The organism is Histidinibacterium aquaticum (assembly GCF_008710275.1).
Classification (GTDB): Bacteria; Pseudomonadota; Alphaproteobacteria; order Rhodobacterales; family Rhodobacteraceae; genus Oceanicola; species Oceanicola aquaticus.
This window is the reverse complement of sequence record NZ_VYQE01000006.1, coordinates 44,753-70,837: the sequence shown is the minus strand read 5'-3', so window position 1 is coordinate 70,837 and position 26,085 is coordinate 44,753. Positions and strand designations below refer to the sequence as shown.

Here is a 26,085-nt window from a genome sequence, read left to right as displayed (position 1 = left end):
CTCCTTCATCTAGCCAAAAATACCTGAAAACCGCCGGTTACGTCTCGACTCTCCAGTGGAGCGGGAAGCCGGGATCGAAGACGGTGACCGGTCCGTCGCCGGTCTCGACGCGCTCGGGCCGGGGGTGCGGGCCGTCCTTCATCAGCGTCACGGTCTCCTCGTTGGGCGCGAGCCCGTAGAAGCGCGGCCCGTTGAGCGAGGCGAAGGCCTCGAGCCGCGGCAGGAAGCCCGCCACGTCGAAAACCTCGGCGAGGCAGGCCAGGGTGACCGGCGCGGTGTAGATCCCCGCGCAGCCGCAGGCCTGGAGCTTTGCCCCGTCGGCGTGCGGCGCGCTGTCGGTGCCCAGGAAGAACCGCCGGTCGCCCGAGACGGCGGCCTCCACCAGGGCGACGCGGTGCCGTTCGCGCTTGGCGACGGGCAGGCAGTACATGTGCGGCCTGATTCCGCCTGAGAGGATCGCGTTGCGATTGATGATGAGGTGATGCGTGGTGATCGTGGCCGCGAGCCGCTTGGGCTGGTCGCGGACGTAGTCCACCGCGTCCTGGGTCGTGACATGCTCCATCACGATCTTCAGCTCGGGGATCTGCTTGCGCAGGGGCTTGAGCACCCGGTCGATGAAGACCGCCTCGCGGTCGAAGATGTCGACCTCGGGATCGGTGACCTCGCCGTGGACGCAGAGCGGCATGCCGATCTCGGCCATCTTCTCCAGCACGCCGCGCACCGCGGACATGTCGCGCACGCCCGAGGCGGAGTTGGTCGTGGCGCCGGCCGGGTAGAGCTTCACCGCCGTCGCGATCCCCTCGGCGTGGGCCCGGGCCACGTCGGCGGGGTCCGTCTCCTCGGTGAGGTAGAGCGTCATCAGCGGCTCGAACCGGGCGCCTTCGGGGAGGGCGCGCAGGATGCGCTCCCGGTAGGCGGTGGCGTCGGCGGCGGTCACGACCGGGGGCACGAGGTTCGGCATGACGATCGCCCGGCCGAAATGCGCGGCGGAGTCGGGGAGGACCCCCTCCAACATCGCGCCGTCCCGCAGGTGCAGGTGCCAATCGTCGGGCCGGCGAAGGGTCAGGCGGTCGGTCATGAGTCCCGCTTACACCGCCGATCCGGCCCGCGCCAGAGCCGCGGTCTTGCACTCCGGCGGCGGCGTGGCCTTATCTCTCTGGACATGGTCCAGAGGAGGTCCGCCCATGCTCGGTTTCCTGATCGCCCTCGCCGCGGGCTTCGCGGCGCCCCGCCTAGACGACAGCGTCGCCCGCCCGCTGGCCAAGGCCATGGCGCCGCATATCGCCGTCCAGCCGCACGAGATTCGCGCGATTTCGGTGATGGTCGCCTTCCTAGGTGCGGCGCTGCTCGCCTCGGCGCTCGACAGCGGGACGGCCTTCGCCGTCGTCCTTGGCGGTGTGCTCGGGTATTTCGCGACCCGGGGGACGGCAGCCCTGCGCAAGGTGGTCGAGGGCCCGAGGTCCTGACCTACTCGGCCGCGGTCTGCGCCTTCGCCTGATCCTGCAACTGGCCGAGCCGCTTGCGGAAAAGCGGCCGGCCGGTGGTCTCGAGACCGTGCCGGGCGACGCGGATGGCCTGCCGCACGCGGCCCGTGTCCTGCACCTCGGCGAGGAAGCCGCGCAGGTAGGGCGGGAACTTGCGCCGGGCGCGAAAGGCGCGTGCGAAGCTGAGCGCGGTCAGGTCGCCCGCCATGGCGCGGCGCATCAGGCTGGTGAGAATGCCCATCCCGTGCAGGTTCCGGTCGAGCGCGAGCCCCATGTGCGGGCAGCGCAGCCGCATGACGTTCACCCGCCGGAAGAGCGCGGCGTGCATCGCGTCCTCCTCCTGGTGCGGATCGTAGAGGACATAGGCGGCGTCGGCGGCGTCGAGCATGTCGGGCGCGTAGCCGTAGCGCCCCTCGAAGTCGCGCATCCGGTGCGCGCGGTAGCGCCCGTCCCAGCCGGCCGTATCGGCCGATAGCGTGGCCTGCGGTCGCAGCGCGAGGACGCGCGCGCCGGGCGCCGCCACAGAAAACGTGGCTGCCGCGTAGCCGCCAGATCCCGCCCCGTAGAACAGGACCTCCTCGAAATCGTCGAAGAAACCGTCGTCGGTGAGCCGGTCCATCAGCCGGTAGACCGCCGGGTCCCGGAACCAGGTCTCGCCCCGGCTGAGCAGGGTCAGGGTCGACCAGCCCGCCTCCTCTCCCATGACCCAGGAGCGGGGCCGGTAGTCCGTGGCGGGGTCGTCCATGCGGGAGTCGACCTCGAAGGATACAATGAGCCTGCGGCCTTCCTCGACAAAGACCGCCTCATGCTCGTCACCCAGATTTTCGTGGAATCCGAACTGCTTGCCCGCCTCGCGGAAGGTGGCCCGCCAGGTCTCGCCCTCCAGGTCGGAGAGGTCGAGCCCCTCGTGGATGCCCTCCTCTTCGGACATGCGCCGTGCTCCTCGCCTCCACGCCCCACCGGTGCGGGCGCATTGTTCGCACGGCGTCCATTGTCGAGGTTCAGAAGAAGGCTTGCAAGCCCGTCTGGGCGCGGCCGAGGATCAGCGCGTGGATGTCGTGCGTGCCCTCGTAGGTATTCACCGTCTCCAGGTTAACCATATGACGCATAACGGGAAAATCGTCCGAGATACCGTTACCGCCATGCATGTCCCGGGCCATGCGGGCGACCTCTAGGGCCTTGCCGCAATTGTTTCTCTTCATGAGAGAAATCGTTTCCGGGCTTGCCGTGCCGGCCTCCATCATCCGCCCCAGGGCCAGCGATCCCTGAAGTCCGAGCGCGATTTCCGTCTGCATATCCGCCAGTTTCTTCTGGAAGAGCTGCGTCTGCGCGATCGGGCGGCCGAACTGTTTCCGATCCAAGCCATAGGCCAGTGCCGCGTGCCAGCAGGCCTCCGCCGCGCCCATGACGCCCCAGGAAATCCCGTAGCGCGCGCGGTTGAGGCAGCCGAAGGGACCCTTGAGGCCCTCGACGCCCGGCAGCAGCGCCTCTTCGCCGACCTCGACGCCATCCATGACGATCTCGCCGGTCACCGAGGCGCGCAGGCTGAGCTTGCCGCCGATCTTCGGGGCGGAGAGGCCGGTCATGCCCTTTTCCAGAACGAATCCGCGGATCTTGCCCTCGTGCGCGTCGGACTTGGCCCAGACGACGAAGACATCGGCGATGGGAGAGTTCGAGATCCACATCTTCGACCCGGTCAGTCGGTATCCGCCGTCGGTCTTCTCCGCGCGCGTCTTCATGCCCGCGGGGTCGGAGCCCGCGTCGGGCTCGGTCAGGCCGAAACAGCCCACCAGCTTGCCGGAGGCGAGGCCGGGCAGGTACTTCTGCCGCTGGTCCTCGGTGCCGTAGGCATGGATCGGGTACATCACCAGGCTCGACTGCACCGACATCATCGAGCGGTAGCCTGAGTCGATCCGCTCGATCTCGCGTGCCACCAGCCCGTAGGTCACGTAGCCCGCGCCGAGCCCGCCGTATTCCTCGGGAATCGTCACGCCGAGCAACCCGGCGGCGCCCATCTGGGCGAAGATCTCAGGATCGACCGTCTCGTCCCTGTAGGCGGCTTTCACCCGAGGGGCGAGCTTGTCCTCGGCGAAGCTGGCCGCGCCGTCGCGCAGCATCCGCTCCTCCTCGGTCAGCTGGGCTTCCAGGCCGAGCGCATCGGTCCAGTCGTGGCGGGAGAGGCTCGGGGCCTCGGAGGCTTTGGGCGTATCGAGGGTCATGGCAGGTCTCCTTGGCCGTCATGTAGCCCCTGCGCGCCCGTGCGGGAAGGGGCGAGGGGGCCTTGCGGGGCCGTCCGGGGCGGGCCAGAAGGTCGCGGGGAGGCCCGCATGCATCGAAAAGACCGGATCGACACCTTCGGGGCGGTCGCGCTGACCGGCTTCGCCCTCATGCTCGGCTTCAATCAGGTGGTCATCAAGGTGACGAACGGCGGGCTCCAGCCCGTGTTCTTCGCGGGCGTGCGCTCGGCCGGGGCGGTGCTCTGCCTGGGTCTCTGGCTCTGGGTCCGGGGCATCCCGCTGGAGTTTCCCCGGGGCACCCGGCTGGCGGGGCTGGCGACGGGGCTGCTCTTCTCGGGCGAGTTCATCGGCCTCTTCATCGCGCTCGACCTGACGACCGTCGCCCGGGCGAGCGTGATGTTCTACTCGATGCCGGTCTGGCTGACGCTCGGGGCGCATTTCCTGCTGCCCGGCGACGCGATCACCCGGCGCAAGGCGATCGGTCTCGCGCTCGCACTCGGCGGGGTCGCCTGGGCGATGCTGGCGCGCGGCGGGGCGGCAGGCTCGCTGGCGGGAGACCTCGCGGCGCTGGCCGCGGCGATGAGCTGGGCCGCCATGGGCCTCGTCGTCCGCGCCAGCCGGCTCAAGGAGGTCCGGCCGGAGAGCCAGCTCTTCTGGCAGGTGCTCGTCTCGGCGCCGATCCTGCTGGCGGTCTCGCCGCTCTTCGGCGACCTCCTGCGCGACCCGGGGTGGATCCACCTCGCGGGGCTCCTGTTCCAGATCGTCGTCGTCGTCTCGGCGGGCTTCCTCTTCTGGCTCTGGCTGCTGTCGATCTACCCGGCCTCGGGAGTCGCCTCCTTCAGCTTCCTCTCGCCGGTCTTCGGCGTCGGGCTCGGCTGGCTCCTGCTCGGCGAGCAGGTTAGCCCGACGCTGATCGCCGCGCTGGGGCTGGTGGCGGTGGGGATCGTCCTGATCAACAGACCGGCTCAGGTCCCGCAGAAAGTCCGGGTGACCCGCTCTTCCTCTGCCGGGGGTCGGCTGTAGGCGGCATCTTCCTCTTTCAGATCAAAGGGCTGCGTGGCTATCTTCAGAAGTCGCTTGAAGGGCGCGAAGTCGCCCGAAACCGCCGCCTCGATCGACTGTTCGATGCGGTGGAGCCGCGGCACGACCTGCGGATTGCTCCGGGCCATGAGCGCCTCGTCCGGGCCGAGCGCCTGCCATCTCGCCGCCCAGTCGTCGAAGGCATCGCGGTCGATGAACTCGTCGCGCGCGTCGGGCAGGTTCGCGAAGACGTTGGTGAAGTCCGCTCCGTCCCGCGCCATGAGCGAGAGCAGCTCCTCGGCGAGCGCCGGATCCTCAAGCTGCGGCAGGCCGAGCTTCGCGCCGAACCGGGCGAGCCAGGCCTGCTGGTAGTGGTCGGGAAAGCGGTTCACGATCTCGGTGAACTCTTCGACTGCGGCGTCCGTGTCCTCCATCAGCGGGATCAGTGCGGAGGCGAACTGCGCGATGTTCCAGACCGCGATCTGCGGCTGGTTGGCGTAGGCATAGCGTCCGAACTGGTCGATCGAGGAGAAGACCATCTTGGGGTGGTAAGCGTCCATGAAGGCGCAGGGGCCATAGTCGATGGTCTCCGCCGCGAGGCTCATGTTATCGGTGTTCATGACCCCGTGGATGAAGCCGACGGACATCCATGAGGCAATCAGGTCGGCCTGCGCTTCGACCACCTTTTCAAGCAGTTGCGTGATGTTCTTCGCGTCGGGGTAGTGCCGCGCGATGACGTGGTCGGCGAGCGCCTGCAGCGCTTCGGTGTCGGCGCGCGCGGCGAAGAACTGGAAGGTGCCGACGCGGACGTGGCTCTTGGCGACGCGGGTCAGGATCGCGCCGGGCAGCGGCGCCTCGCGCAGCACGTTCTCGCCGGTCGAGACGGCGGCGAGCGCCCGCGTGGTCGGGATGCCCATGGCGTGCATCGCCTCGGACATCACGTATTCCCGCAGGACGGGGCCCAGCCAGGCCCGGCCGTCGCCCATGCGTGAGTAGGGTGTCCGGCCCGCGCCCTTGAGCTGGATGTCGAAGCGGCCCGACGGCGCCTGAACCTCGCCCAGCAGGATGGCGCGGCCGTCACCGAGCTGCGGGTTCCACTGTCCGAATTGGTGCCCGGCATAGGCCTGCGCCAGTGGCTGTGCGCCGGACGGCACGTCGTTGCCGGAGAAGTGGCGGGCCAGCGAGCTCTCGTCGACACCGGGGAGGTCGATGCCGAGCTCCGAGGCGAGAGCGTGGTTCCAGGCGATGAGGCGCGGCTCGGCGACGGGGGTCGGGTCGAGCCGGGTGAAGAGCTGGCCGGGGAGGCGGGCGTAGCTGTTATCGAAGGGGATCGAGAGGGTCATGGCTCCAATGTAAGGCCTTCGTCCCGCGGCCCAAGGGGCCTAGAGCCTGCGGGACATCGCCAGATTCCCCTCGCGCGGCTGGAAGCCCGCCCGACGGAACAGCCGCAGCGCCGTTTCCGCCCCCTCGGGCACCTGCAGGTTGAGGGCCTGGACGCCGCCGTCGCTCAGCGCGCCCGAGATGCCGTGCAGGGCTTCCGTGGCGATGCCGCGACGCCGGACGGAGGGACGGACCCAGAGCTCGTCGATCGCGCCGACCATGCCGCCCAGCTCCAGCGACCAGGAGAAGGTGACGACGATGTAGCCGACGGGGGCGCGCACCAGGCCCAGGACCCAGGCCGCACCGAGCGGCGATCCCTCCAGCAGGGGCAGGACGGCCGCCTCGCGGCTCTCCTCGGTGCTTTCGATCCCGCTTTCCTCGTGGCAGCGCTCCACAAGGGGCAGGAGCTTGGCGGCATGCTCGGTGGTGCAGAGGGTGATCGCGGTCATAGTCGGCCGATCCGGTCGGTGAGCAGCGAGAAGAACCGATCGGCGTCGAGGTCGCGCATAAACTGGACGTTGGCCGGCCGGTCTGTGACGCGCCAATAGTCCGCCACGGTCATGCCGAGCGTCAGCTCCGAGCCGGTCTCGATCTCGACGTTGATGTGTCGGCCGCTGAAGATCTCCGGCTCGATCAGGTAGGCGATCACCGTCGGATCATGCAGCGGGGCACCGGCGGAGCCGTATTTCTCCTTGTCGAACCGCTCGAAGAAATCGGTCCAGGCGGCGACCATCTCTCCGACCCGTGTGCCCATCCCGCGGAACGCTTCCACCCGGTCCGCGGTCGTGAGCGCCCGGTGCGTGACGTCGAGCGGCATCATGGTGACGGGAATGCCGGATTTCATCACGATATCCGCGGCTTCCGGGTCGACGTAGATGTTGAACTCCGCCGCGGGCGTGATGTTGCCCACCTCGAAGTAGGCGCCGCCCATCAGGACGATCTCGGCGATCCGGTCCGCGAGCTCGGGCGCGCGCTGCAGCGCCGTGGCGATGTTCGTGAGCGGCCCCAGCGGGCAGAGCGTGACGCTGCCGGGCGTCTCGCGCCGCAGTGTCTCCACGATGAAGTCGACCGCATGCGCGCCTTGGAGCGCCATGCGCGGCTCTTCCAGCGGCGGCCCGTCGAGGCCGGTCTTGCCGTGGACGTGCTCGGCGGTGACCAGCGGCCGCGACAGCGGCGCGTCGCAGCCGGCGAAGACGAGGGTGTCGGGCTTGCCCGCCAGTTCGCAGACGATGCGCGCATTGCGTTCGGTCAGGGCCAGCGGAACGTTTCCCGCCACCGCCGTGACGCCCAGCACTTCAACGTCCTCGGGCGAGGCGAGGGCGAGCAGGATGGCGACCGCGTCGTCCTGGCCGGGGTCGGTGTCGATGATGATCTTACGGGCCATTTTCCCTCCGTCCCGGCTGCGCGCGCACTCTCTCAGCCTTGGGCGGCGGGGTCCAGCGGAAGCGCCTCCTCACGAAATCGCAATGTCGAAAAACAATCGGTCTGGAACAACCGTCGGGGGGGACGGCTTGTGGGGGTAACCTTGAACGGAAGGAGACTGTTATGACCCGTATTACGAAGCTTCTTACCGCAGCCATCGTTGCCGTGCCGACCTTCGCCGCCGCGCAGTCGGTCGACGAGCAGGAAGCGATCACGCTCGAGATGCTCATGGAAGACTATCCCGACGTGTCCGCCACGGACTTCGAGGTCCTCGACGTGAATGGCGACGGCGTGCTGACGGGCGTCGAGCTGGAAGAGCTCGAAGAGTACGACCTTGACGAAGATGGCATCGAGGAAGGCGACAGCGCCGATACCGAGTAACGCCACCTTCAGTGTATTCTGATGGAACGGGCCGGCTTCACGCCGGCCCTTTTCATTTCAGACCGACCGCCAGGCCCACCCCGCGGGAGAGGGCCGCGACGCCGGTCCGCGCGACCTCCAGCAGCCCCAGCGGCGTCATCAGCTCGGCGAAGGCGTCGATCTTTTCCGGCGTGCCGGTGATCTCGAAGACGAAGCTCTCGAGCGTGCTGTCGACCACGTTTGCGCGAAAGATCTCGGCGAGCCGCAGTGCCTCGATCCGCGCGTCGCCCTTGCCCGACACCTTGAAGAGCGCGAGCTCCCGCTCCACGGCGCGGCCCTCGACCGTCAGGTCGTGGACCTCGTGGACCGGCACGATCCGGCCGAGCTGGGCCTTGATCTGCTCGATCACCTGCGGCGTTCCGGAGGTGACGAGCGTGATGCGGCTGAGCTTGCCGGTGTGATCGACCTCGGCCACCGTGAGGCTCTCGATGTTGTAGCCCCGGCCGGAAAAGAGCCCGATCACCCGCGCTAGCACGCCGGGCTCGTTCTCCACCAGCACGGCGAGGGTATGGCTTTCCTCCACGTCCGAGAACGTCGGCCGGAGGTTGTAGGCGGAATGGCTGTTGGAGCCCTTCTTGATCTTGAGCGCGGACATCGTCTCTACCTTCTTGTCGCGATTTCGCTAGCGGCCGGTGTTCAGACCAGCACCGAGTCCTTGGGGTCGATCGCGCCCTGGGTCTCCGCCTCTCCGAGCAGCATCTCGTTGTGCGCCTTGCCCGAGGGGATCATCGGGAAGCAGTTCTCGTGCTTCTCGACCAGGCAGTCGACGATGACGGGGCCGGGGTGCTCGACCATCTCCATGATCGCGTCATCGAGCTTGTCCGGGTCGGAGACCTGGATGCCCTTGGCGCCGAAGGCCTCGGCGAGCTTCACGAAGTCGGGCAGGGCCTCGGACCAGCTCTGCGAGTAGCGCTCGCCGTGCAGCAGCTCCTGCCACTGGCGGACCATGCCCAGACGCTCGTTGTTGAGGATGAACTGCTTGACGGGCAGGCGGTACTGCACCGCGGTGCCCATCTCCTGCATGTTCATAAGCCAGGAGGCCTCTCCCGCCACGTTGATGACGAGGCTCTCGGGGTGGGCGACCTGGGTGCCGATGGACGCGGGGAAGCCGTAGCCCATGGTGCCGAGGCCGCCGGAGGTCATCCAGCGGTTCGGCGCCTCGAAGCCCATGTACTGCGCGGCCCACATCTGGTGCTGGCCCACCTCGGTCGAGATGTAGCGGTCGTGGCCCTTGGTCAGCTCTTCCAGCCGCTGGATCGCGTACTGCGGCTTGATGACCTTGCCCTCCTGCCGGAAGGCCAGGCAGTTGACCGAGCGCCAGGTGTCGATCTTCTTCCACCACTTCGCGAGGTTGTCGCGGTCTGTCTTGCGGCCGCGCGACTTCCAGACGTTCAGCATGTCCTCGAGCACATGGGCGACGTCACCGACGATGGGCATGTCGGTATGGATGACCTTGTTGATCGAGGAAGGATCGATGTCGATGTGCGCCTTGCGCGACCCCGGCGAGAATGCGTCGATCCGCCCGGTGATCCGGTCGTCGAAGCGCGCTCCGATATTGATCAGCAGGTCGCAGTCGTGCATCGCCATGTTGGCCTCGTAGAGGCCGTGCATCCCGAGCATACCCAGCCACTTGTCGCCGGAGGCGGGATAGGCGCCGAGGCCCATCAGCGTGGAGGTGATGGGAAAGCCCGTGGCCTCGACCAGTTCGCGCAGCAGCTGGCTCGCGGCGGGACCGGAGTTGATGACGCCGCCGCCGGTGTAGAACACCGGCCGCTTGGCCTTCTCCATCGCCTCGACGAGCTCGGTGATGGTGTCCATGTCGCCCTTCATCTGTGGGGCGTAGTGGCTCTTGGGGCCCTTGGTCTTCTCCTTGTAGGCGCCGGTGGCGAACTGGACGTCCTTCGGGATGTCGATCAGCACCGGGCCGGGGCGACCCGAGGTGGCAACGTGAAAGCCTTCGTGGATGGTCTCTGCCAGCCGCTCGGGATCCTTCACCAGCCAGTTGTGCTTGGTGCAGGGGCGGGTGATGCCGACGGTATCCGCCTCCTGGAAGCCGTCGGAGCCGATCAGAAAGGTCGGGACCTGGCCCGAGAGCACGATGATCGGGATCGAATCCATCAGCGCGTCCGTGAGGCCGGTGACGGCGTTCGTGGCCCCCGGGCCGGAGGTGACTAGCGCGACGCCCGGCTTGCCGGTCGAGCGGGCATAGCCCTCGGCCGCGTGGACGGCGCCCTGTTCGTGGCGGACGAGGATGTGGCGGATATCGTTCTGCTGGAAGATCTCGTCGTAGATCGGAAGCACGGCGCCGCCGGGGTATCCGAACACGACATCCACGCCCTGATCCTTCAGGGCCTGGACCACCATCTTCGCTCCGGTCATTTGACGAGTCATCGCTCTGTTCCTTCGTCTCACGCTTCGTTTCGCCTGCGCACAAAAAAGCCCCCGAGGGGTGTCGGGGGCGCATGGGAACCTGTCTGGGTCGCCGCGTTACCGGCCCATGCGCCTCGATCCAATTACTACGAGAAGGGTCATCATGCTCTTTCTCCGTACGCCCGGGCCTTATGCACCGCCCCGCCGGGAGGGTCAATGGGGGTTGTGGAGAAAATGTCGTGGGCCCTGCGTCCCGCGCAAGAATATTTCAAGAGATCGTGAGGGCTGCGCGAAGGGAAGGTGCCGCGCAGGGAACCCGTCCCGCTCTCACCGATTTGACCGGGCGGGAGACCTGCCATGCAGCATATCCACAGCGCCATCGTCATCAGTGGACTCGTCGTCATCGTCCTGGGGCTGCTCTCGGGGCCGATCAAGCGATCCGTCCTGTCGATCCCGCTTCTCGCGACCCTCATGGGGCTCCTGGCCGGACCGGAGGTGCTCGGCTGGCTCAACGTGGACGCGTGGCATCGTCCCGAGGAAATACTCAAGCAGGCGGCGCGGTTCACGCTCGCGGTCAGCGTCACCGGCATCGCGATCCGCACGCCGACCGAGGACCTGCGCAAGCTCGCACGTCCCGTCCTCATCCTGCTGAGCTTCGGAATGCTCGCCATGTGGGGCCTGTCCTCGGTCGCCGCCTGGCTGGCGCTCGGCCTGCCGCTCGCCTCCGTTCTCCTCCTCGGCGCGATCGTCACGCCCACCGACCCGGTCGCGGCCTCCTCCATCGTCAACGGGGCGGCCGCGGAGCACTCGCTCCCGGACCGGCTGCGCTCCACGCTCTCGCTCGAGTCCGGGGCCAACGACGGGCTGGGCTACCTCCTGGTGATGCTGCCGCTGCTGGCGATCACCGGCGGCTGGGACGGCGGAACCTTGCGCGAGTGGCTGGTCGATGTCGTCCTGATCGGCGTCATTCTCGCGGTGGCGCTCGGCGCGCTGATGGGGCTCGCCCTCGGGACCGCTCTGCGCCGCGCGGACGAGGCCGGGCTGGTCGAGGAGCACTCGTTGCTGAGCCTCACCGTCGCCCTGTCGCTCGTGGCGCTGGCGGGCGCCAAGCTCGTCGGCTCGGACGGCATCCTCGCCGCCTTCGCCGCGGGCGCGGCCTTCAACGCCTCGGTCGAGCGCCAGGAGCGGCTGGAGGAGGAGAACGTGCAGGAAGCGATCCTGAAGCTCTTCAACCTGCCGGTCTTCGTGCTCTTCGGCGCCATGCTGCCCTGGGCGGGCTGGGTCTCGCTCGGCTGGGCGGGCCTGGGCTTCGGCCTGCTCGTGCTGGTCTTGCGCCGGCCGCCGACATTGGCGCTGCTGGGGCCGGTGCTCGGAGCAGGGCTGCGGGCCCGCGACGCGGTCTTCCTGGGCTGGTTCGGTCCGATGGGCGTCGCCGCCATCTACTACGCGCTTCACGCCAAGGCCGAGACGGGCGAGGCGGTGCTCTGGCACGCCGCGAGCCTCGCGGTGGCCCTCTCCGTCGTCGCTCACGGCGTGACGGCGAGTCTCGGAATGCGGCTCTACGACCGTGCGGCGGAAGCTAGTGACCGGTCCCCTGAAGGACGCCATGCTCCATCGCGTAGCGGGTGAGACCGGCGGTCGAGGAGATGCCCAGCTTGCGGCGGATGTTCTTGCGGTGGGTCTCAACCGTGCGCACCGAGATATCGAGGGCCAGCGCGACCTCCTTGTTGCTCTTGCCCTGGGCGAGCTGCAGCAGGATCGTCTGCTCGCGCCCGGTCAGCGGCTCGCGCCCGTCGGCGGTGCCGGGGCTGAGCGAGGTGCGCGCGCCGGTGCAGAGGTACTGCTCTCCCGACAGCACAGCGTCGATCGCGGTCTTCACCTCGTCCACCGGCACGTCCTTCAGGACGTAGCCCCGCGCGCCGTGGCGCAGCGCGGTCGAGATGTACTCCGGCGAGTCGTGCATGGAGAGGATCAGCACCCGGGTCTCGGGCCGCCGCTCGAGGATGATCTCGGTGGCCGAGAGCCCGCCCATGCCGGGCATGTTCAGGTCCAGCAGCATGACGTCCGGCTCCAGCCGCTCCACGGCCTCCACCGCCTCCTGGCCGGAGGTGAGGATGCCGGCGATCTCGAGGTCGTCGTAGGTCTCGAGGATGGACTGGAGGCCCTCGGCCACCATCGGATGGTCGTCCACGATCACGACACGAGTGGTCATGCCGTCTCCTTTCGCGCGTCGCCCGCCTCGGGCGGGAGTAGATGGGTCAGCGGCACCTGCGCCTCGATCACCGTTCCCTCGTCGGAGGAGACGATGCGGAGGGTGCCGTCGAGTTGTTCGATCCGTTCCGACATGTTGCGCAGGCCGAGGCCCGCGCTCTTGCGTCCCTGCGGCAGGCCGCACCCGTTGTCGGCGATGCGCAGCTGCGCGCCGGACCTGTGGCCCTTGAGGTTCATTGTCACCCGCGTCGCTCCCGAATGCCGCTCGATGTTCGTCAGCGCTTCCTGCGCGACGCGGTAAAGCGCGATCCGGGACTCCGCGTCCAGCCGGTTCCGGAATACCACCGTCTGGAAATCGACCTCGATGCCGGTGCGCTCCTGGAACTGGGCGGTCAGGGTCTGCAGGGCGGGGCCGAGGCCGAGGTCGTCCAGCACGCCGGGCCGCAGGTCCCGGCTGATGCGCCGGACTTCCTGGATCGCCGAGCCGAGGGCGGATAGCCCCTTGTCGAGGCTTTCGGGCGCGCGACCATCGCCGCTCACCACCCGTCGTCGGGCGAGTTCGAGCGCGTAGCGGACCGAGACGAGGATCTGGCTGATCGAGTCGTGCAGCTCCCGCGCCACGCGCCCGCGCTCTTCTTCCTGGGTGTCGATGACCCGCTGGGTCAGCGCCTTGAGCTTGGCGTCCGCCAGCCGCCGCTCGCGGATGTTCAGTGCCATGCCCCAGCTGAAGACCCCGATCAGCGCCGCGATCGCCAGCAACAGGATATAGAGCGTCGTGCGACCGATCCGGGCCTCGACCTCGGCGCGGGTGGCGGCGACGCGTTCCTTCACGTCGTCGATGAAGATGCCGGTGCCGATGGCCCACTGCCAGTCCTGCAGGCCGTTGACGTAGGCGAGCATCGGCGCGGTCTCTCCGGTCGAGGGCTTGGGCCAGAGGAACTCGTGGTAGCCGCCGCCCGCACGGGCGAGCCGGACCAGCTCGTCGGTCACGGGGACGCCCTCCGGATCGGTGAGCCCCGACCAGTTGCGTTCGATCAGCTCGGTGCGGCGGGGGGCGACGAGGTTGGTGCCCTCGTAGTCGAAGACGAAGAAGTAGCCGTCCTGTCCATAGATCATCGAGGAGAGGATCTGGGTGACCTCGCGCTTGGCGCGGGCGTCGTCGGGGGCGGCGCGGCCGTACTCGTTGAGGAACGCGGTCCGCGCGAGCGACAGGTAGTTGCGCAGTTCCGCGCGCTTCGCCTCGATCAGCTGTTCCTCCAGCGCGGCGATCTCGCGCTCGGCCAGCTCGCGGCTCTGCCGTTCGACGATCACGGTGATGCCCGCCACCGCGATGACGAGCGGCAGCGAGGCGAGCAGGAAAAGCTGCATTCCGTAGGACAGGCGCAACCGGCGGAGCATGACGAATCGTTAGGCTTAACCGCGCGCGAATCAAAGAGCGGCGCTGCCGATGCGCCGCAACGTCCCGGCCCGTGCGACCCCGTGGCACGCTCCGGGCGACGCCCCGGGGCCGGGCGGACGGGGTTCTACGCAATGATGGGTATAGCGGTCGAAATGCGACCTCGTTAGTGTCTCTCCACTTTCAACGATCCGCCTGGGCCCGGGGAGGGGACAGGCATAAACGGGAGGACTACTCATGGATCGTCGTTCCTTTCTGACGAAGGGCGCCATCGGGGGCACCGCCGCTGCGGCCTCGAGCCTTGCGGCACCCGCCTACGCGCAGGGCAACCGCACCCTGACCCTCGTGACCACCTGGGGCCGCGGCCTCGCCGGTGTGCACGACAGCGCCCAGTACTGCGCCGACATGATCACCGAGATGACCGACGGCCAGCTGACCGTCGATCTCCGTGCTGCCGGCGAACTCGTGGGCGCTTTCGAGGTCTTCGACGCGGTCTCCGCCGGCCAGGCCGACATGTACCACGGCGTCGACTACTACTTCCTCGGGCAGCACCCCGCGCTGTCCTTCTTCAGCCAGATCCCCTTCGGCATGACGTTCCAGGAATTCAACAACTGGTACTACCATGACGGCGGCAGCGAGCTGGCCGACGAACTCTACTCCATCTTCGGCCTGAAGGCCTTCCCGGCCGGCAACACCGGCCCGCAGTCCGGCGGCTGGTTCGCCCAGGAGATGAACAGCCCCGAGGACTTCCAGGGCCTGCGCTTCCGCATGCCGGGGCAGGGCGGCCAGGTGCTCGGCAAGCTCGGCGCCTCCGTGCAGAATTTGCCCGGCGCCGAAGTGTACCAGGCGCTGGCCTCCGGCGCGATCGACGGCACCGAGTGGATCGGCCCCTGGGCCGACGAGAAGGCGGGCTTCCAGGAGATCACCAAGATCTACTACACCGCCGGTTTCCACGAGCCGGGCCCGAACCTGAACCTCACGATGAACCTCGACACCTTCGAAAGCCTGACGCCCGCGCAGCAGTCGATCATCCACAACGCCTCGCGCGCCTCGAACCTGTGGACCATGTCGCTGTTCATGGCGAACAACTCCGCCGCCCTGCAGCGCCTGCAGTCCGGCGGCGTGCAGGTGCTCGAGTTCGGCGACGAGATCTGGGACGCCTTCGGCTCCGCCGCCGAAGAAGTCATCCAGGAGCCGATGGGCGACGAACTCTACAAGCGCTGCTACGACAGCTACATGGAGTCGCTCGAGAGCTCGGCCAACTGGTCCAGCCGCTCCGAGGGTGCCTTCACCCAGCAGCGTAACCGCATCATGGGCATGTAAACTCTCTCGGCTGAGAGAGACCGGCACCTCCGCCCCGGGGCGGGGGTGCCTTTCGCCGGTCGGGACACCGGCGTTGCTGACCACGAGGGGCATTGCCAATGGACGAGACAGCCGCCGACGGGGGCCTCTGGGCCGTGTTCGACGCGATCCTCTGGGTCGCGGGCAACATCGTGATGGCCTTCTACAACCTCGCCTACGCGCTGACCCATCCGGCCGCCTGGCTGGACTGGTCGAACCCCGAGGCGATCATGACCTTCGTCTACTACGGCGGATCGGTCGAACTCTTCTTCGTGGCCTTCACGGCCTTCCTGGTGCTGACAGGCGTGGGCATGTGGCGGCACCGGGTCATGTGGGCCTGCGTTCGCGGGCTCGAGGGCTTCGCCAACGGGGTCGGCCGCTTCTTCGCCTGGGCCGGCCTGCTGATGGTGCTGCAGCAGATCCTGATCATCTTCATGCAGCGCGTCTTCGCCTCCGCCGAGATCAGCCTCGGCCTCGGGGCCGCCTTCTCCAAGGACATCTCCTGGTGGTCGGAAGAGCTGAAGCTCTACAACGCCATGGTCGTCTGCCTCTGCGTCTCCTACACCTTCGTGCAGGGCGGACACGTCCGCGTCGACCTCGTCTACTCGGCGGTCTCCGAGAGCAAGAAGCGCGTCATCGACATGTTCGGCGCGCTCTTCTTCATGCTGCCCATGGCCGTGCTGATCTGGATGTACTCCTGGTACTTCCTCTGGCGCCATCTGATCACGCCGCCGCCCTCCGCCTCCGAAGGGCTGGACCGGCTGCTGATGAAGGCCCGCGCGGTGCGCTGGAACGTCGAGACCATCGGCTTCAGCCCCAACGGGTTCAACGCCTACTTCCTCTTCAAGGTGCTGCTGCTGGCCTTCACCCTCCTGGTGATGCTGCAGGCGGTCGCCTTCTTCTATCGCTCGTATCTCGAATGGCGCGAGGGGCCGGAGAGCTACGGGCGCCATCTCGATTCCGACTCGCTCGCCGAAGTCCGGCAGCACTGACGACAGGACGCAGGTCCGGGGACAGGGACGTAAGACATGCTATTCGGACTGGACGGGGTCGAGATCGGCCTGATCATCGTCTTCCTGACGCTCTTCGCCGGGATCCTCTCGGGTTTCCCGGTGGCCTTCGCCATCGGCGGGGCGGCGGTGATCTCCTTCACCATCATCGCGCTGCTGGACGAGAGCGGCCTGCTGATCCACCAGGCCGTCGACACCTCGTCCGAGGCCTACCGTGAACTGACGGCACAGGGGCTCCGACCGGACGAGATATCGATGTTCCGATATCCCGAGCTGCCGCGCGTGGGGGAGTCCGTCTTCCCACTGGGCTGGGAAACGGCACTCGACCGGAACCTGTCGTTCATCGTCAACCGCATCAACGAGCGCGTGCTGGCCGGCCAGTCGATCGAGACGCTGCTCGCGGTGCTGATGTTCGTGCTCATGGGCATCACGCTGGAGCGGTCGCGGATCGCGGACGACCTGCTGACCACCATGTCGCGCGTCTTCGGCCCGCTGCCGGGCGGTCTCGCCGTGTCGGTCGTCGTCGTGGGCGCCTTCCTCGCCGCCTCCACCGGCATCGTCGGCGCGACCGTGGTGACGATGGGCCTTCTCAGCCTGCCCACGATGCTGCGCGCCGGCTACTCGCCCCAACTCGCGACCGGCGTCATCTCCGCCTCAGGCACGCTCGGGCAGATCATCCCGCCCTCCATCGTGATCGTGCTGCTCGGCACGCTGGCGGGCGATCTCTATTCCACCGCGCAGGAGGACCGCGCCCAGGCCGCCGGTTGCTCGGACGCGCTGACCTACCTCGGCGAGCCCGCGGTGGTCTCTGTCGGCACGCTCTTCCAGGCGGCGCTGCTGCCGGGGATCCTGCTGGCCTTCCTCTACGCGGCCTATGCCTTCGGCTACGCGCTGTTCAATCCGTCCAAGGCGCCGGCCGTCCAGATCGAGGCCGCCAACGCCGAGCCGATCACCCGGAACGAAGGCCTGCTGTGGTTCCTCGGCCTGCCGGTCCTCCTGATCGCCCTCACCGTGGGCGGTTTCCAGGCGGGACTGATCGGCAGCCAGGACATCAACGTCGGCTCCTACTCCGAGGCCGGTGACACCGCCTCGCTGCGCACCAACGTCTCGCCCTCCTGCCAGGAGGCGATGATCGAGCTGCACGGTCAGGAGGCCTGGGACGCCGCGGTCGCCGAACAGGCCGAGATCGATGCCGCGGGCGGCGTGCAGCAGGCCCGGGAACTGAGCGAAGAGGAGCAGGCCGAGATCCGCGTGGAGCGCCTCGCGAACGCCGCGCCCATCGGTCCTGGCATCGCCATCACCGCGCTCGTCCTCGGCATCGTCCTGATCCTCGCGCGCGGGATCATGCCCTCGGCCGAGCCCATGCCGCTTATCGTCGGGGGCGCGGCGCTGGCCGTCATGCTGCTCTTCGACGCGGCCTTCATCTCGCCCACAACGACGCCGGGCACGGCCACGGTCATCCTGATCCTGCCGCTCCTCGTCGCGCTCTGGGCCTGTCGGCACGCCGCGCGGAGGCTCGGGCAGAACGACCTGATCCGCGTGGTCTTCCCGCCGCTCGTCCTGATCGTGGCCGTGCTCGGCTCGATCCTCGGCGGCATCACCAACCCCACGCCCGCCGCGGCGCTGGGCGCTGGCGGCGCGATCATGCTGGCGGCCTACCGCAAGCTCAGCGAGGAGGGCCGTAGCCCGGCCATCATCCTCTGGGGTACGCTCGCGATGGTCCTGATGCTCGTGGTGGGCATAAACTTCGACATGCGCATCGGGCAGGAAGACGTGCTCTTCGAGGACATCATCGCCTACCTGGTGGCCTTCGCCTCGTTCCTCTTCGCGATGTTCTCGCTGCTCTACGCCTGCTGGGTGCTCTTCGCGGGCCGGATCCTGACGCCCGTCGTGCGCGAGACGGCCAAAGTCACCTCGATGGTCTTCACCATCCTCATCGGCTCGCAGCTGCTGAACCTCGTGGTGATCTCCTTTGGCGGTGAACACTACATCCAGACCTACCTGCGCAGCTTCGACAGCGAGTTCACGGTCTTCCTGATCGTGATGCTGGTGCTCTTCATCCTCGGCTTCGTGCTCGACTTCCTGGAGATCATCTACATCGTCGTGCCCATCGTCGGCCCCGTGATCTACGGAGGCACCTTCGATCCGAAGTGGGTGACGATCATGATCGCAGTGAACCTGCAGACCTCGTTCCTGACGCCGCCCTTCGGCTTCGCGCTCTTCTACCTGCGCGGGGTGGCGCCGCCCGAGGTCACGACGGCCCACATCTACCGGGGCGTGATCCCCTTCGTGGGCATCCAAGTCGTGGGCCTCGCGCTGCTGTGGTTCTTCCCCGGCGTGGTCACCATCGTGCCGCAACTCATCGGCAATTGACCGAGACCCGGCCGCCGAAATGGCGGCCGGGTGAGACGTACCACTAGGTCAGAGGAAGAACCGACGGCGGTCCTCGTAGAGATCGGCCCGGGTGAGGCCGATGTCCTTCAACAGGTAGTCCGGAAGCTCGTCGAGGTGCCGGTAATCGCGCCAGAGGCGGAACCAGCGGACGAGTCCGTGCCCCTGGCCGCGTCGCTTGTGCGCGCGGTTCGGGCGGCGGGTGGCGAGGCCGGCAAGGCCCTCGAAGAAGGAAAGAGTATAGGCGTGCATGGGTCTGGTCCTTTGAACGGTCAGTGGCTGTGGTTGACGACGCGGGGCAGGAGCCGCGCCGGGGCGGCCGGGCGGTTCGATGCGCGGCCCGGGTCCTGGATAGCGATCCGCCATGCGGTCTCGCCCAACGCCGCGAGGGCCGCGGCGCGGCTTTGGTGAACCGGAAGCAGATGCGCGAAGCTCACGCGATGCAGCCAACCGCCGAGCTCGGGGCCGGCGACCACGGCGAACTGCCCGCCCGCCGTACGCATCAGCTTCGACGCGACGACGAGACCGCGTACGCCCGGACGAACGATCCGGACGTCCTCCCCCAGTTCGACGATGAGCTTCCTGCGCCCGTAGCGGGCGCGCGCGGCCAGAAGGTCGCACAGCGGACCGGTCGCACCGGCGTCGACGTGGCCCTCGATCCGCACCAGATCGACGTCGCCGATGATTTCGAAACGTGTCTTCAATTCTTCGCTCCTCAACGGATGAAGCCCGCCCCGTTTGTGCGGGGTGGCAATGGTCTTTGATTGAAAAGCACCGCTCGGGGCGCCACGGCCCTGTCTCCTCCCGGGCCGTGCCGGCGCTATCGCGCCCTACCGTTGGAGCGAGCGTTGTAACGAGCGTTGTTTATTAACTGTGCAGGCGTTGTTTTTGACCTAGCGGAAGGCTGCTGATCGCCCGGCCAGATTGTTTTCCCGGGGGTCCCTCCCCATGCTCCGACCCAGCGATGGCGACAGGCATGAAGATATCCGTTCTCGGCGAACTCCGGATTCGCGTCGGAGAGGAAGAGGTCGCGCTGCCGGCCTCGCGGAAGGCGCGTGCGCTTCTGGCCTTTCTGGTCGCGACCGGGCGTCCGCACCGGCGCGAGCGCCTGTGCGAGATGTTCTGGGACCAACCCGACGATCCGAAGGCCGCGCTCCGCTGGGCCCTGACCAAGCTGCGCAAGGTCGTCGATACCGCCGACCGCACGCGAATAGTCGCGGACCGCGAGCGGGTCCGTTTCGACGGTGAGGGGGCGGAGGTGGACCTGCGCGACCTCCACCGGCGCCTGCGCACCGATCCCGGAGGCATGAGCCTGGCCGACTTGGAAGCCGCCGCGGAGGCGCTGTCCGGCATCGTCCTCGACGGGCTCCAAGGGGCGGGGGACGCGGCCTTCGACTCCTGGCTGATGGCCGAACGGCAGGATGCCGAGGCGGACCGGCTGGAGGTGCTGCGGAGATTGGCGAGCCATCCCGAGACCTCCCGCAGCGCGGTCCGGAAATGGAGGCGGCTTCTGCATGAGGCGGACCCGGAGGCCACGATCGACGAGGTGGCGGAGCCCGCGCAGGGAGGTGACAGCCTGCCCGTGCTGGAACCGGCCGACCGGCGGGCGCACCTGCGCGCGCAGCGCATCGGCTTCTGCCGGATGAGCGACGGCACGAAGATCGCCTTCGCGACCGTGGGGCAGGGCCCTCCGCTGGTAAAGGCCGCCAACTGGCTCACCCATATCGAGCACGACTGGCATTCGCCGGTCTGGGGCGCCTGCTTCGCCGATCTCGCGCGGTCCCGCACGCTGGTCCGCTACGACGAGCGCGGCTGCGGGCTGTCGGACTGGAACGTCGGCAGGCTCGACTTCGACTCTTTCGTCGACGACCTCGAGGCCGTGGTCGAGACGCTGGGGCTTCAACGGTTTCCGCTGCTGGGCATCTCGCAGGGCGCCGCGGTCTGCATCGAGTACGCGGTGCGCCACCCGGAGCGGGTCTCGGGACTGATCCTCATCGGCGCCTATGCCTCCGGCTGGCGGCATCACGCAAGCCCCGAGGAGATGGCCCGGCGCGAGGCGGTCCGGCAACTGACGGAAGTCGGCTGGGGCACCGACAACCCGGCCTACCGGCACATCTTCTCGCAAACCTTCATGCCCCGCGCCGCCCCGGACGAGCTCGATTGGTTCGACGAGTTCCAGCGGCTCACGACCTCCGCCGCCAACGCGGCGCGTTTTCAGGACGCCTTCGGGGACATCGACGTGCGGCACCGTCTGGCGCAGGTCCGGGCGCGGACCATCGTCCTACACGCCACGCAGGACCAGCGCATCCCGGTGGACCAGGGCCGGCTCGTCGCCGCCGGTATCCCGCAGGCGCGGTTCGTGCCGCTGGACAGTCAGAACCACGTACTGGTGGACTACGAGCCGGCCTGGGGCGTCTGCATGTCGAGCATCCGGGCGTTCCTCCGCGAGATCGACGCCTGAGCCTGCCTGCCAATGCCTTCCGTAGGGTTAAGTAGCTGACGCGAAATAGTAATATGGTCCGCTTCGGGCCATACCACCGCCCAAATCCACCACCACTCATTGTCCTGTTAGGTTGGGCAGGGCCGGGTAAAGATGAACGACGTTTCCAGGAGTGGCCTCGAACTGGACAAATGGGACCCCGACCTCCTCTTCGAAGAGGAAGCGGCATGGTCCATCCTCGACTGGAGGCCCGACGGACCTCCCTTCCTGCTCGAAGTGATTTCCGACAGGGACCGGGGGCGGAAACGGTACCTCGACTGCATCCTGAGCGAGGCCTGGCTTCCGCGGATCGTCGGACGGCAGGACGAGACACCCCGGCGCTGGTGGTCGCTGCGGCGGGGGGCGCGACGCAAGCAGCCGCTTGCGCTGATCGTGGATCTCGACCTCGGGATCGGCGGGCATACCGACGAGATCGAAGGCCCGATGCAGCTCCGCTCGCAGTACGGCCAGCTCTACCGAGCGGCCTTCCCGAGGTTCGACTACGCCTTCGCCAAGCTCTACCGGAAGATCTATTCGGCCTCGGACCTCCGCACGAAGTACCCGCGCGTCTTCTCGCCCGAGCACAACGAAATGGCGGGGGACCTCGCCGACACCGTCCGCGATACCATGATGAACGGGTTTGAGATCAGCGGCGCTGCCATCCCCACCATCGGCCCGATCTACAAGCTCGTGTCCTCCATCCGCTTTTCGATGCGGCGCTGGATCGCCGCCCGGCGGGCCGAGGAGGACCTGGAGTGGATCCGCAGGCTATCGATCGAGGAGCTTCGCCGCAGCCTCCCCGACTTGCTCGTCCGCGACCTGCGCGCCCACCGCAAGACGCTCGAAGCCACCAAGCGTCCGCAGCACTGGCTGCTGATGATCGATGGCGACGACGCCGACCAGCTGCCGCCCTGGCTTGGGAAGACCGTCGGGGCCCTGGACTTCGTCAGCGTCGTCATGGGCACCGAGTGCGCACTGCCCTGGGGCACCTACATAGGCGATCAGGAGCGGGCCAACTATTGGGTCGAGGTCCGGTCGCTCAGCGAGGACGACTTTGCGCCGCTCTTCGACGCGGTCGGCCTCACCGACTTCTGGCTCCGAACCCACATCGGCCATCTCGGCGCGGGTTACCCCGAGCGGGTGAAAGCGCTGCTCGACGAGACGCAGGCCTTCCTGACCGAGCGGGGCCTGTCGATGGACGACCTCGGCCCGGAGGGCGGCAAGACCCGCCGAGAGCTGAACCGGCGGCTGAGGCGATGCTCGCAGGAGCACGTCGCCCGGGTGCTCGAGGACTTCACACTGCGAGAGCGCCGGGTGATCGGACTCGCGGCCTCGATCCCCTTCCTCGACGAGCGGACCTTCGTTGACGCGATGGACCTCTTCGCCTTCGGGACCGACCTACAGGACTGGGCCACCTTCTGCCGGACGGTCGAGGCCGAGGACCTCCCGCGGGAGGAAGCGCCGGCCGGATGCGTCCTGGTGCCCGATCCTGTCGCCGGACTTGCGCGCAAGGAAGCCGGGGACTGCGATCCCCACCGGGTCGAACGGATGATGCGGTGGCTCGCCGACCGCCCGGAGAGCGCCGAACCGGAGGCCCGCTTCCTCGACATGGTCCGTGCGAGCCATGCCCGCCTCAGGCTCGACGCCGCGGCGCATGCGGATTGGCTTCAGGAGAAAGTGGCGGCGCTCCTGGCCACTGGCGAGGCGCAACTCGCCGACCGGCTGCTGGAACAGGTCTGGCGGTCGTCCCCCGGTTTTCCGTCCTGTCCTCAGGCGACGATCAGGCTCTGCAAGGCCCTCATCTACAAGGTCGTGACTACCCAGCTCCCGGTGCCCTGGCCGGTCGTCGAACACTACACCAAGGAGGCGATCCTCGGGGAGACCTCTGCCGACCGAGGCTGCGACCGTCCCCGCGCCGAGGCCGCCGTCGGACTGCTCGAGGCGATCGCCTTCGAGGGGGTCGTCTCCAAAACCTACGAGGACATGGACTTCACCCAGCGCGACGACGCCCGCGAGGTCTTCGAGTGTGAGTTCAGGCGCTTCCTAAGGTCAACCGGCGCCACCGAGGACCTCTCTGCGGCGAAGACAGCTGAGCATTTCCTGGCGCGGCTCGGCACCGGGGATCAGACCGCTTCGGACTGGGCCGACCTGAAGCTGCGCTTCGAGCTCACGGAACTCGTGCGTATCGTGGAGGAGAGCCCGGATGCAGGCCGCCGACGGGGGGAACTGGGCCAGCGCTACAAGGCGGTCCGAAAACTCTGCGAGGCCATCGGCAGACCGCCGGCCACGGACCCGGCGATGCTGCGGGCCGTCGCCCAGATCCGCCTGCTGACCGGCCGGGTCGCGAGCGCCTTCGACACGATGACCCGGCGCGCCGAGCTGGCGCCCGACACCCGGACCCGCATCCTACGATTGATCGACACCGCCCGCCTCGCGAGCCGCAGCTCAGTGGAGAACGCGCGCGACCGGATGTATGCCGCCACGAAAGACGCCGTCGCCCTGTCGGGGCCCGTTCAGGGCGAGGACCCGGCGCTCGCGATCGCCGCGCGCGTGGCTTCGTGCCAGGCGATCCGCACCATCGGAGAGCTCGTCTCCGCCTACAACAACCTTTCGCGCCTCTACCGGGAGGTCGTCCGGGCCCCCCGAGAGGTCAGGCGTTGCCGCTTCGAGCTCGTGGCCATGATGGAGACGAAGATCGGGGTCCTGGAGCTGCTGATGGAGGAGCGCGAGCTCGAGGACCCGTACCGGGACGAACCCTGGGACCACTACCTCCACTCCGCGCAGGACACGCTCGCAAAGCTCCGACGGGACGGCGAGCTCCCCGCCTACGTCCCGCCCAAGCCGACGCCGCCTCCGGCTCCGCCTGCCAGAGAACACGACGAGGAGGAGGAGGGCCTCATGAGCCTCGACGATTTCAACCTCGTGCTTTCCAGCTGACCACCCCGCCCGACACCGCAGGCACCTCGCCTGGCCCAGACGAGAGATTGTGACGATGACGCATTACCAGCTCCCCCCGAAGATCAGCGAACCTGGCCTGCTCGTGGGCTACTCCCAGGAGGACGACCACATCCGCCAGCCGGTCGGCTTTTCCTTCGGAACCGACGAGTTCTCGCCCCGCTCCGGCTACCTCGATCCGTACATCTTCCACGGCGAGGGCCACCTGATGACCATCGCGCCCACCGGGGCGGGCAAGGGTGTCTCCTGCGTCATTCCCGCGGCCCTCCGGCACGAGGGCGACCTCGTCGTCATGGATCCCAAGGGCGAGAACTATGCCGTCACCGCCGCCCGCCGAAAGGCGCTCGGCCAGCAGATTTACCTGATCGACCCCTTCGGCGTGACCGAAGACTGGGAGGGCCGGACCGAGCCCGATGCCTCGGGCCTCAACCTGTTCGACCTGCTGCCCTATCTCTCCGACGACACGGAGACCGCGGCGCAGTCCATGGCCGGGATGCTCGCGCCCGGAGAGGGCTCGGGTCGCGACTTCTGGGACATCTCGGCCCAGAACATCCTCGCCGGCCTGATCGCGGCCTACCACGAACTCGGCCAGGGGCTGGACCGGATGCTGGAAGACCTGCGGACCCGGCCGGACCAGGTCAACCGGACGGAGCAACGGGACTACTTCCCCGATCTCGCCGCCGCCCCGGCCCCGGTTCGCATCACACTCGACCGGAGCGGGCTCGACTGCGCGACGGCGCTCGATCTCTTCCTGGTCACCCTCCGCACGCATCGCGACGTCGCAGGCGATGAGGCCTCTAACCAGACCGAACCCGACGAGGACCTCGTGCTGCTGGAGCAGCTCTTCGACGATTCCGACGGCGGTGCCTGGCGAACGGCCGACGCGGACCTCCTCGCCACCTACAAGGACTGCCTCGGGACCGCCTTCTACGCGCAATTCGGCGCCGCGCTCGAGGAGGTCCGTCCGGGTTCGGCCATCAGCCCGGTCGAACTGCGCACCCTGGCGGCATGGGCGATGCAGGTCCTCCCCGGCGTGGTCGACGCGCCGAGCCGGGCCTCGGAGCGGCTCCCGATGGTCTTCGACGAGACCGAGACGGTGGGCTACCCGCTCGCCGTATTGAAGATGTTCGCGAGCCGCGGGACGCTCGCCAGCGCGGTTTCGGCGCAATGCGCGCAGGCGCCGAACCGCACCTTCGGCAGCATGATGGCGACGCTGGAGGGGAACATCTCCTATCTTCAGAGCCGGGGCGTGCGGTCTATGCTCAGCTCCCCCGGCTTCGACCTCGAGCGCTTCCGGCAGGGGCGCGGCAGCTCGGTCTACATCGTGTTCCCCCCGCACAAGCTCGGCAGCCATTCCCGGCTGCTCGCCACCATCTTCAAGGGTCTGATCAACGTCATCTGTGCCAGGCGGTCCCGGCCCCCGCGCACAACGCTCTTCCTGATGGACGAGGTCGCGCAGCTCGGCCACATGGAAGAGTTCGTCGCGGCCAAGACCCTGCTGCGGGGCTACGGCGTGCAGGTCTGGTCGTTCTGGCAGGACCTGTCGCAGCTCCGGGCCTGCTACCCGGCGAACTGGGAGACGCTGATCAACAACTGCAAGGTCTTCCAGGCCTTCGGCTGCGCCACGCCGCTTCAGGCGAGCGCACTGGTGCAGATGTTCGACCTGCCGCCCGCGGCCCTGCTGGACATGGAGCACGACGAGATGCTTCTCGCCATCTACGGCGACGAGCCGGTCTTCGCGAAAAAGCCAAGCTACTTCTCCGACCCCGCCTTCGACGGCGCCTACCGCGACAACCCGCTCCACGCGCGGGACGCCAGAACCTCCGGCTGGCGCTTCGTGGAGGTCGCCGAGGACCGCCCCCTCCGACCCTCCAATGCGCCCGGACGGCCGTTGGGACGGGTCACCGCGGCCGAGTAAGAGCTGGGCCCCTCGGGGCCAGTCGGTCTGCCGATCTTCGTGCGCGGCCCC

Annotated in this window: 22 protein-coding genes; 10 read left to right on the top strand and 12 right to left on the bottom strand. The window is 68.0% G+C overall.

Features of this window, described 5'->3' with window-relative positions; translation table 11 throughout:
• Positions 1–37: 37 nt before the first annotated feature.
• Positions 38–1,078 carry a dihydroorotase gene (gene pyrC / locus F3S47_RS16960; protein ID WP_150446501.1) on the bottom strand — a complete coding sequence of 347 codons (1,041 nt, stop codon included), beginning with the start codon at positions 1,076–1,078 and terminating at the stop codon, positions 38–40.
• 106 nt (positions 1,079–1,184) lie between these two features.
• Between pyrC and F3S47_RS16955 the strand changes: the two genes are divergently transcribed.
• Positions 1,185–1,466: a hypothetical protein gene (locus F3S47_RS16955; protein ID WP_150446500.1), complete on the top strand. Its 282-nt coding sequence runs from the start codon at positions 1,185–1,187 to the stop codon at positions 1,464–1,466.
• Between the two features lies 1 nt (position 1,467).
• On the opposite strand, the gene F3S47_RS16950 is transcribed toward F3S47_RS16955, so the two are convergent.
• Together F3S47_RS16950 and F3S47_RS16945 are read right to left on the bottom strand one after the other, a co-directional pair.
• Positions 1,468–2,415: a phosphoadenosine phosphosulfate reductase gene (locus tag F3S47_RS16950; protein WP_150446499.1), complete on the bottom strand. Its 948-nt coding sequence runs from the start codon at positions 2,413–2,415 to the stop codon at positions 1,468–1,470.
• A gap of 70 nt (positions 2,416–2,485) precedes the next feature.
• Entirely contained in the window at positions 2,486–3,703 is a 1,218-nt protein-coding gene (locus F3S47_RS16945; RefSeq protein ID WP_150446498.1) for an acyl-CoA dehydrogenase, read from the bottom strand.
• A gap of 108 nt (positions 3,704–3,811) precedes the next feature.
• Between F3S47_RS16945 and F3S47_RS16940 the strand changes: the two genes are divergently transcribed.
• Complete coding sequence (locus tag F3S47_RS16940) at positions 3,812–4,744, top strand: DMT family transporter (RefSeq protein WP_150446497.1); 933 nt, start codon at positions 3,812–3,814, stop codon at positions 4,742–4,744.
• Here the strand turns inward: F3S47_RS16940 and F3S47_RS16935 are convergent.
• Genes F3S47_RS16935 through F3S47_RS16925 form a run of 3 tightly spaced genes read right to left on the bottom strand, consistent with a single transcriptional unit; the run spans position 4,687 to position 7,505 of the window.
• Positions 4,687–6,084 carry a protein adenylyltransferase SelO gene (locus F3S47_RS16935; RefSeq protein WP_150446496.1) on the bottom strand — a complete coding sequence of 466 codons (1,398 nt, stop codon included), beginning with the start codon at positions 6,082–6,084 and terminating at the stop codon, positions 4,687–4,689. The genes F3S47_RS16940 and F3S47_RS16935 overlap by 58 nt on opposite strands.
• A gap of 39 nt (positions 6,085–6,123) precedes the next feature.
• Positions 6,124–6,570 carry a GNAT family N-acetyltransferase gene (locus F3S47_RS16930; RefSeq protein ID WP_150446495.1) on the bottom strand — a complete coding sequence of 149 codons (447 nt, stop codon included), beginning with the start codon at positions 6,568–6,570 and terminating at the stop codon, positions 6,124–6,126.
• Positions 6,567–7,505: a nucleoside hydrolase gene (locus F3S47_RS16925; protein WP_150446494.1), complete on the bottom strand. Its 939-nt coding sequence runs from the start codon at positions 7,503–7,505 to the stop codon at positions 6,567–6,569. The genes F3S47_RS16930 and F3S47_RS16925 overlap by 4 nt, the downstream gene beginning before the upstream one ends.
• Before the next feature lie 161 nt (positions 7,506–7,666).
• Between F3S47_RS16925 and F3S47_RS16920 the strand changes: the two genes are divergently transcribed.
• Positions 7,667–7,924 carry a hypothetical protein gene (locus F3S47_RS16920; RefSeq protein WP_150446493.1) on the top strand — a complete coding sequence of 86 codons (258 nt, stop codon included), beginning with the start codon at positions 7,667–7,669 and terminating at the stop codon, positions 7,922–7,924.
• A gap of 52 nt (positions 7,925–7,976) precedes the next feature.
• Here the strand turns inward: F3S47_RS16920 and ilvN are convergent, their stop codons facing one another.
• Positions 7,977–8,558: an acetolactate synthase small subunit gene (gene ilvN, locus F3S47_RS16915; RefSeq protein WP_150446492.1), complete on the bottom strand. Its 582-nt coding sequence runs from the start codon at positions 8,556–8,558 to the stop codon at positions 7,977–7,979.
• Positions 8,559–8,599: 41 nt separating this feature from the next.
• Positions 8,600–10,354 (bottom strand): acetolactate synthase 3 large subunit, encoded by a 1,755-nt coding sequence (locus tag F3S47_RS16910; RefSeq protein WP_150446491.1) that lies wholly within the window; start codon positions 10,352–10,354, stop codon positions 8,600–8,602.
• Positions 10,355–10,690: 336 nt separating this feature from the next.
• On the opposite strand from F3S47_RS16910, the gene F3S47_RS16905 reads away from it, so the two are divergent.
• A complete protein-coding gene (locus tag F3S47_RS16905; RefSeq protein WP_150446490.1) occupies positions 10,691–11,962 on the top strand; it encodes a cation:proton antiporter in 1,272 nt (423 codons plus the stop codon).
• Here the strand turns inward: F3S47_RS16905 and F3S47_RS16900 are convergent.
• Positions 11,913–12,545 carry a response regulator transcription factor gene (locus tag F3S47_RS16900; protein ID WP_150446489.1) on the bottom strand — a complete coding sequence of 211 codons (633 nt, stop codon included), beginning with the start codon at positions 12,543–12,545 and terminating at the stop codon, positions 11,913–11,915. The genes F3S47_RS16905 and F3S47_RS16900 overlap by 50 nt on opposite strands.
• Positions 12,542–13,942 carry a cache domain-containing protein gene (locus F3S47_RS16895; RefSeq protein WP_150446488.1) on the bottom strand — a complete coding sequence of 467 codons (1,401 nt, stop codon included), beginning with the start codon at positions 13,940–13,942 and terminating at the stop codon, positions 12,542–12,544. The genes F3S47_RS16900 and F3S47_RS16895 overlap by 4 nt, the downstream gene beginning before the upstream one ends.
• 235 nt (positions 13,943–14,177) lie before the next feature.
• Here F3S47_RS16895 and F3S47_RS16890 point away from each other — a divergent pair, with 235 nt between their 5' ends.
• The 3 genes from F3S47_RS16890 (at position 14,178) to F3S47_RS16880 (ending at position 18,664) form a co-directional block, all read left to right on the top strand.
• On the top strand, positions 14,178–15,263 hold the full coding sequence (locus tag F3S47_RS16890; RefSeq protein ID WP_150446487.1) for a TRAP transporter substrate-binding protein: 1,086 nt from the start codon (positions 14,178–14,180) through the stop codon (positions 15,261–15,263).
• A 98-nt stretch (positions 15,264–15,361) separates the two neighbouring features.
• Positions 15,362–16,273: a TRAP transporter small permease subunit gene (locus F3S47_RS16885; RefSeq protein WP_150446486.1), complete on the top strand. Its 912-nt coding sequence runs from the start codon at positions 15,362–15,364 to the stop codon at positions 16,271–16,273.
• A 36-nt stretch (positions 16,274–16,309) separates the two neighbouring features.
• Positions 16,310–18,664, top strand: a complete 2,355-nt coding sequence (locus F3S47_RS16880) for a TRAP transporter large permease (protein ID WP_150446485.1) — start codon at positions 16,310–16,312, stop codon at positions 18,662–18,664.
• A 48-nt stretch (positions 18,665–18,712) separates the two neighbouring features.
• Here F3S47_RS16880 and F3S47_RS16875 read toward each other — a convergent pair whose 3' ends face one another.
• A complete protein-coding gene (locus F3S47_RS16875) occupies positions 18,713–18,934 on the bottom strand; it encodes a DUF1127 domain-containing protein (protein ID WP_191090227.1) in 222 nt (73 codons plus the stop codon).
• Positions 18,935–18,954: 20 nt separating this feature from the next.
• Positions 18,955–19,386, bottom strand: coding sequence for a hypothetical protein (locus tag F3S47_RS16870; RefSeq protein WP_150446483.1), 432 nt, complete (start codon positions 19,384–19,386; stop codon positions 18,955–18,957).
• A 272-nt stretch (positions 19,387–19,658) separates the two neighbouring features.
• On the opposite strand from F3S47_RS16870, the gene F3S47_RS16865 reads away from it, so the two are divergent.
• From F3S47_RS16865 to F3S47_RS16855, 3 genes are all read left to right on the top strand, one after another.
• Positions 19,659–21,143, top strand: a complete 1,485-nt coding sequence (locus F3S47_RS16865; RefSeq protein WP_223877865.1) for an alpha/beta fold hydrolase — start codon at positions 19,659–19,661, stop codon at positions 21,141–21,143.
• A gap of 132 nt (positions 21,144–21,275) precedes the next feature.
• The gene (locus F3S47_RS16860; RefSeq protein WP_150446481.1) at positions 21,276–24,098 is read left to right on the top strand and encodes a hypothetical protein; all 2,823 of its coding nucleotides are present in this window, start codon (positions 21,276–21,278) and stop codon (positions 24,096–24,098) included.
• Positions 24,099–24,153: 55 nt separating this feature from the next.
• Positions 24,154–26,034, top strand: coding sequence for a type IV secretory system conjugative DNA transfer family protein (locus F3S47_RS16855; protein WP_150446480.1), 1,881 nt, complete (start codon positions 24,154–24,156; stop codon positions 26,032–26,034).
• The last annotated feature ends 51 nt before the right edge of the window (positions 26,035–26,085 follow it).

Excerpts from the sequence above, each read along its gene's own strand:
- ilvN (WP_150446492.1), bottom strand. The coding sequence starts at position 8,558 with ATGTCCGCGCTCAAGATCAAGAAGGGCTCCAACAGCCATTCCGCCTAC.
- F3S47_RS16930 (WP_150446495.1), bottom strand. The coding sequence starts at position 6,570 with ATGACCGCGATCACCCTCTGCACCACCGAGCATGCCGCCAAGCTCCTG.
- F3S47_RS16920 (WP_150446493.1), top strand. The coding sequence starts at position 7,667 with ATGACCCGTATTACGAAGCTTCTTACCGCAGCCATCGTTGCCGTGCCG.
- F3S47_RS16855 (WP_150446480.1), top strand. The coding sequence starts at position 24,154 with ATGACGCATTACCAGCTCCCCCCGAAGATCAGCGAACCTGGCCTGCTC.
- F3S47_RS16950 (WP_150446499.1), bottom strand. The coding sequence starts at position 2,415 with ATGTCCGAAGAGGAGGGCATCCACGAGGGGCTCGACCTCTCCGACCTG.
- F3S47_RS16875 (WP_191090227.1), bottom strand. The coding sequence starts at position 18,934 with ATGCACGCCTATACTCTTTCCTTCTTCGAGGGCCTTGCCGGCCTCGCC.
- F3S47_RS16865 (WP_223877865.1), top strand. The coding sequence starts at position 19,659 with ATGAAGATATCCGTTCTCGGCGAACTCCGGATTCGCGTCGGAGAGGAA.
- F3S47_RS16955 (WP_150446500.1), top strand. The coding sequence starts at position 1,185 with ATGCTCGGTTTCCTGATCGCCCTCGCCGCGGGCTTCGCGGCGCCCCGC.
- F3S47_RS16925 (WP_150446494.1), bottom strand. The coding sequence starts at position 7,505 with ATGGCCCGTAAGATCATCATCGACACCGACCCCGGCCAGGACGACGCG.
- F3S47_RS16935 (WP_150446496.1), bottom strand. The coding sequence starts at position 6,084 with ATGACCCTCTCGATCCCCTTCGATAACAGCTACGCCCGCCTCCCCGGC.
- F3S47_RS16860 (WP_150446481.1), top strand. The coding sequence starts at position 21,276 with ATGAACGACGTTTCCAGGAGTGGCCTCGAACTGGACAAATGGGACCCC.
- pyrC (WP_150446501.1), bottom strand. The coding sequence starts at position 1,078 with ATGACCGACCGCCTGACCCTTCGCCGGCCCGACGATTGGCACCTGCAC.
- F3S47_RS16880 (WP_150446485.1), top strand. The coding sequence starts at position 16,310 with ATGCTATTCGGACTGGACGGGGTCGAGATCGGCCTGATCATCGTCTTC.
- F3S47_RS16885 (WP_150446486.1), top strand. The coding sequence starts at position 15,362 with ATGGACGAGACAGCCGCCGACGGGGGCCTCTGGGCCGTGTTCGACGCG.
- F3S47_RS16940 (WP_150446497.1), top strand. The coding sequence starts at position 3,812 with ATGCATCGAAAAGACCGGATCGACACCTTCGGGGCGGTCGCGCTGACC.
- F3S47_RS16910 (WP_150446491.1), bottom strand. The coding sequence starts at position 10,354 with ATGACTCGTCAAATGACCGGAGCGAAGATGGTGGTCCAGGCCCTGAAG.
- F3S47_RS16890 (WP_150446487.1), top strand. The coding sequence starts at position 14,178 with ATGGATCGTCGTTCCTTTCTGACGAAGGGCGCCATCGGGGGCACCGCC.
- F3S47_RS16900 (WP_150446489.1), bottom strand. The coding sequence starts at position 12,545 with ATGACCACTCGTGTCGTGATCGTGGACGACCATCCGATGGTGGCCGAG.
- F3S47_RS16945 (WP_150446498.1), bottom strand. The coding sequence starts at position 3,703 with ATGACCCTCGATACGCCCAAAGCCTCCGAGGCCCCGAGCCTCTCCCGC.
- F3S47_RS16895 (WP_150446488.1), bottom strand. The coding sequence starts at position 13,942 with ATGCTCCGCCGGTTGCGCCTGTCCTACGGAATGCAGCTTTTCCTGCTC.
- F3S47_RS16905 (WP_150446490.1), top strand. The coding sequence starts at position 10,691 with ATGCAGCATATCCACAGCGCCATCGTCATCAGTGGACTCGTCGTCATC.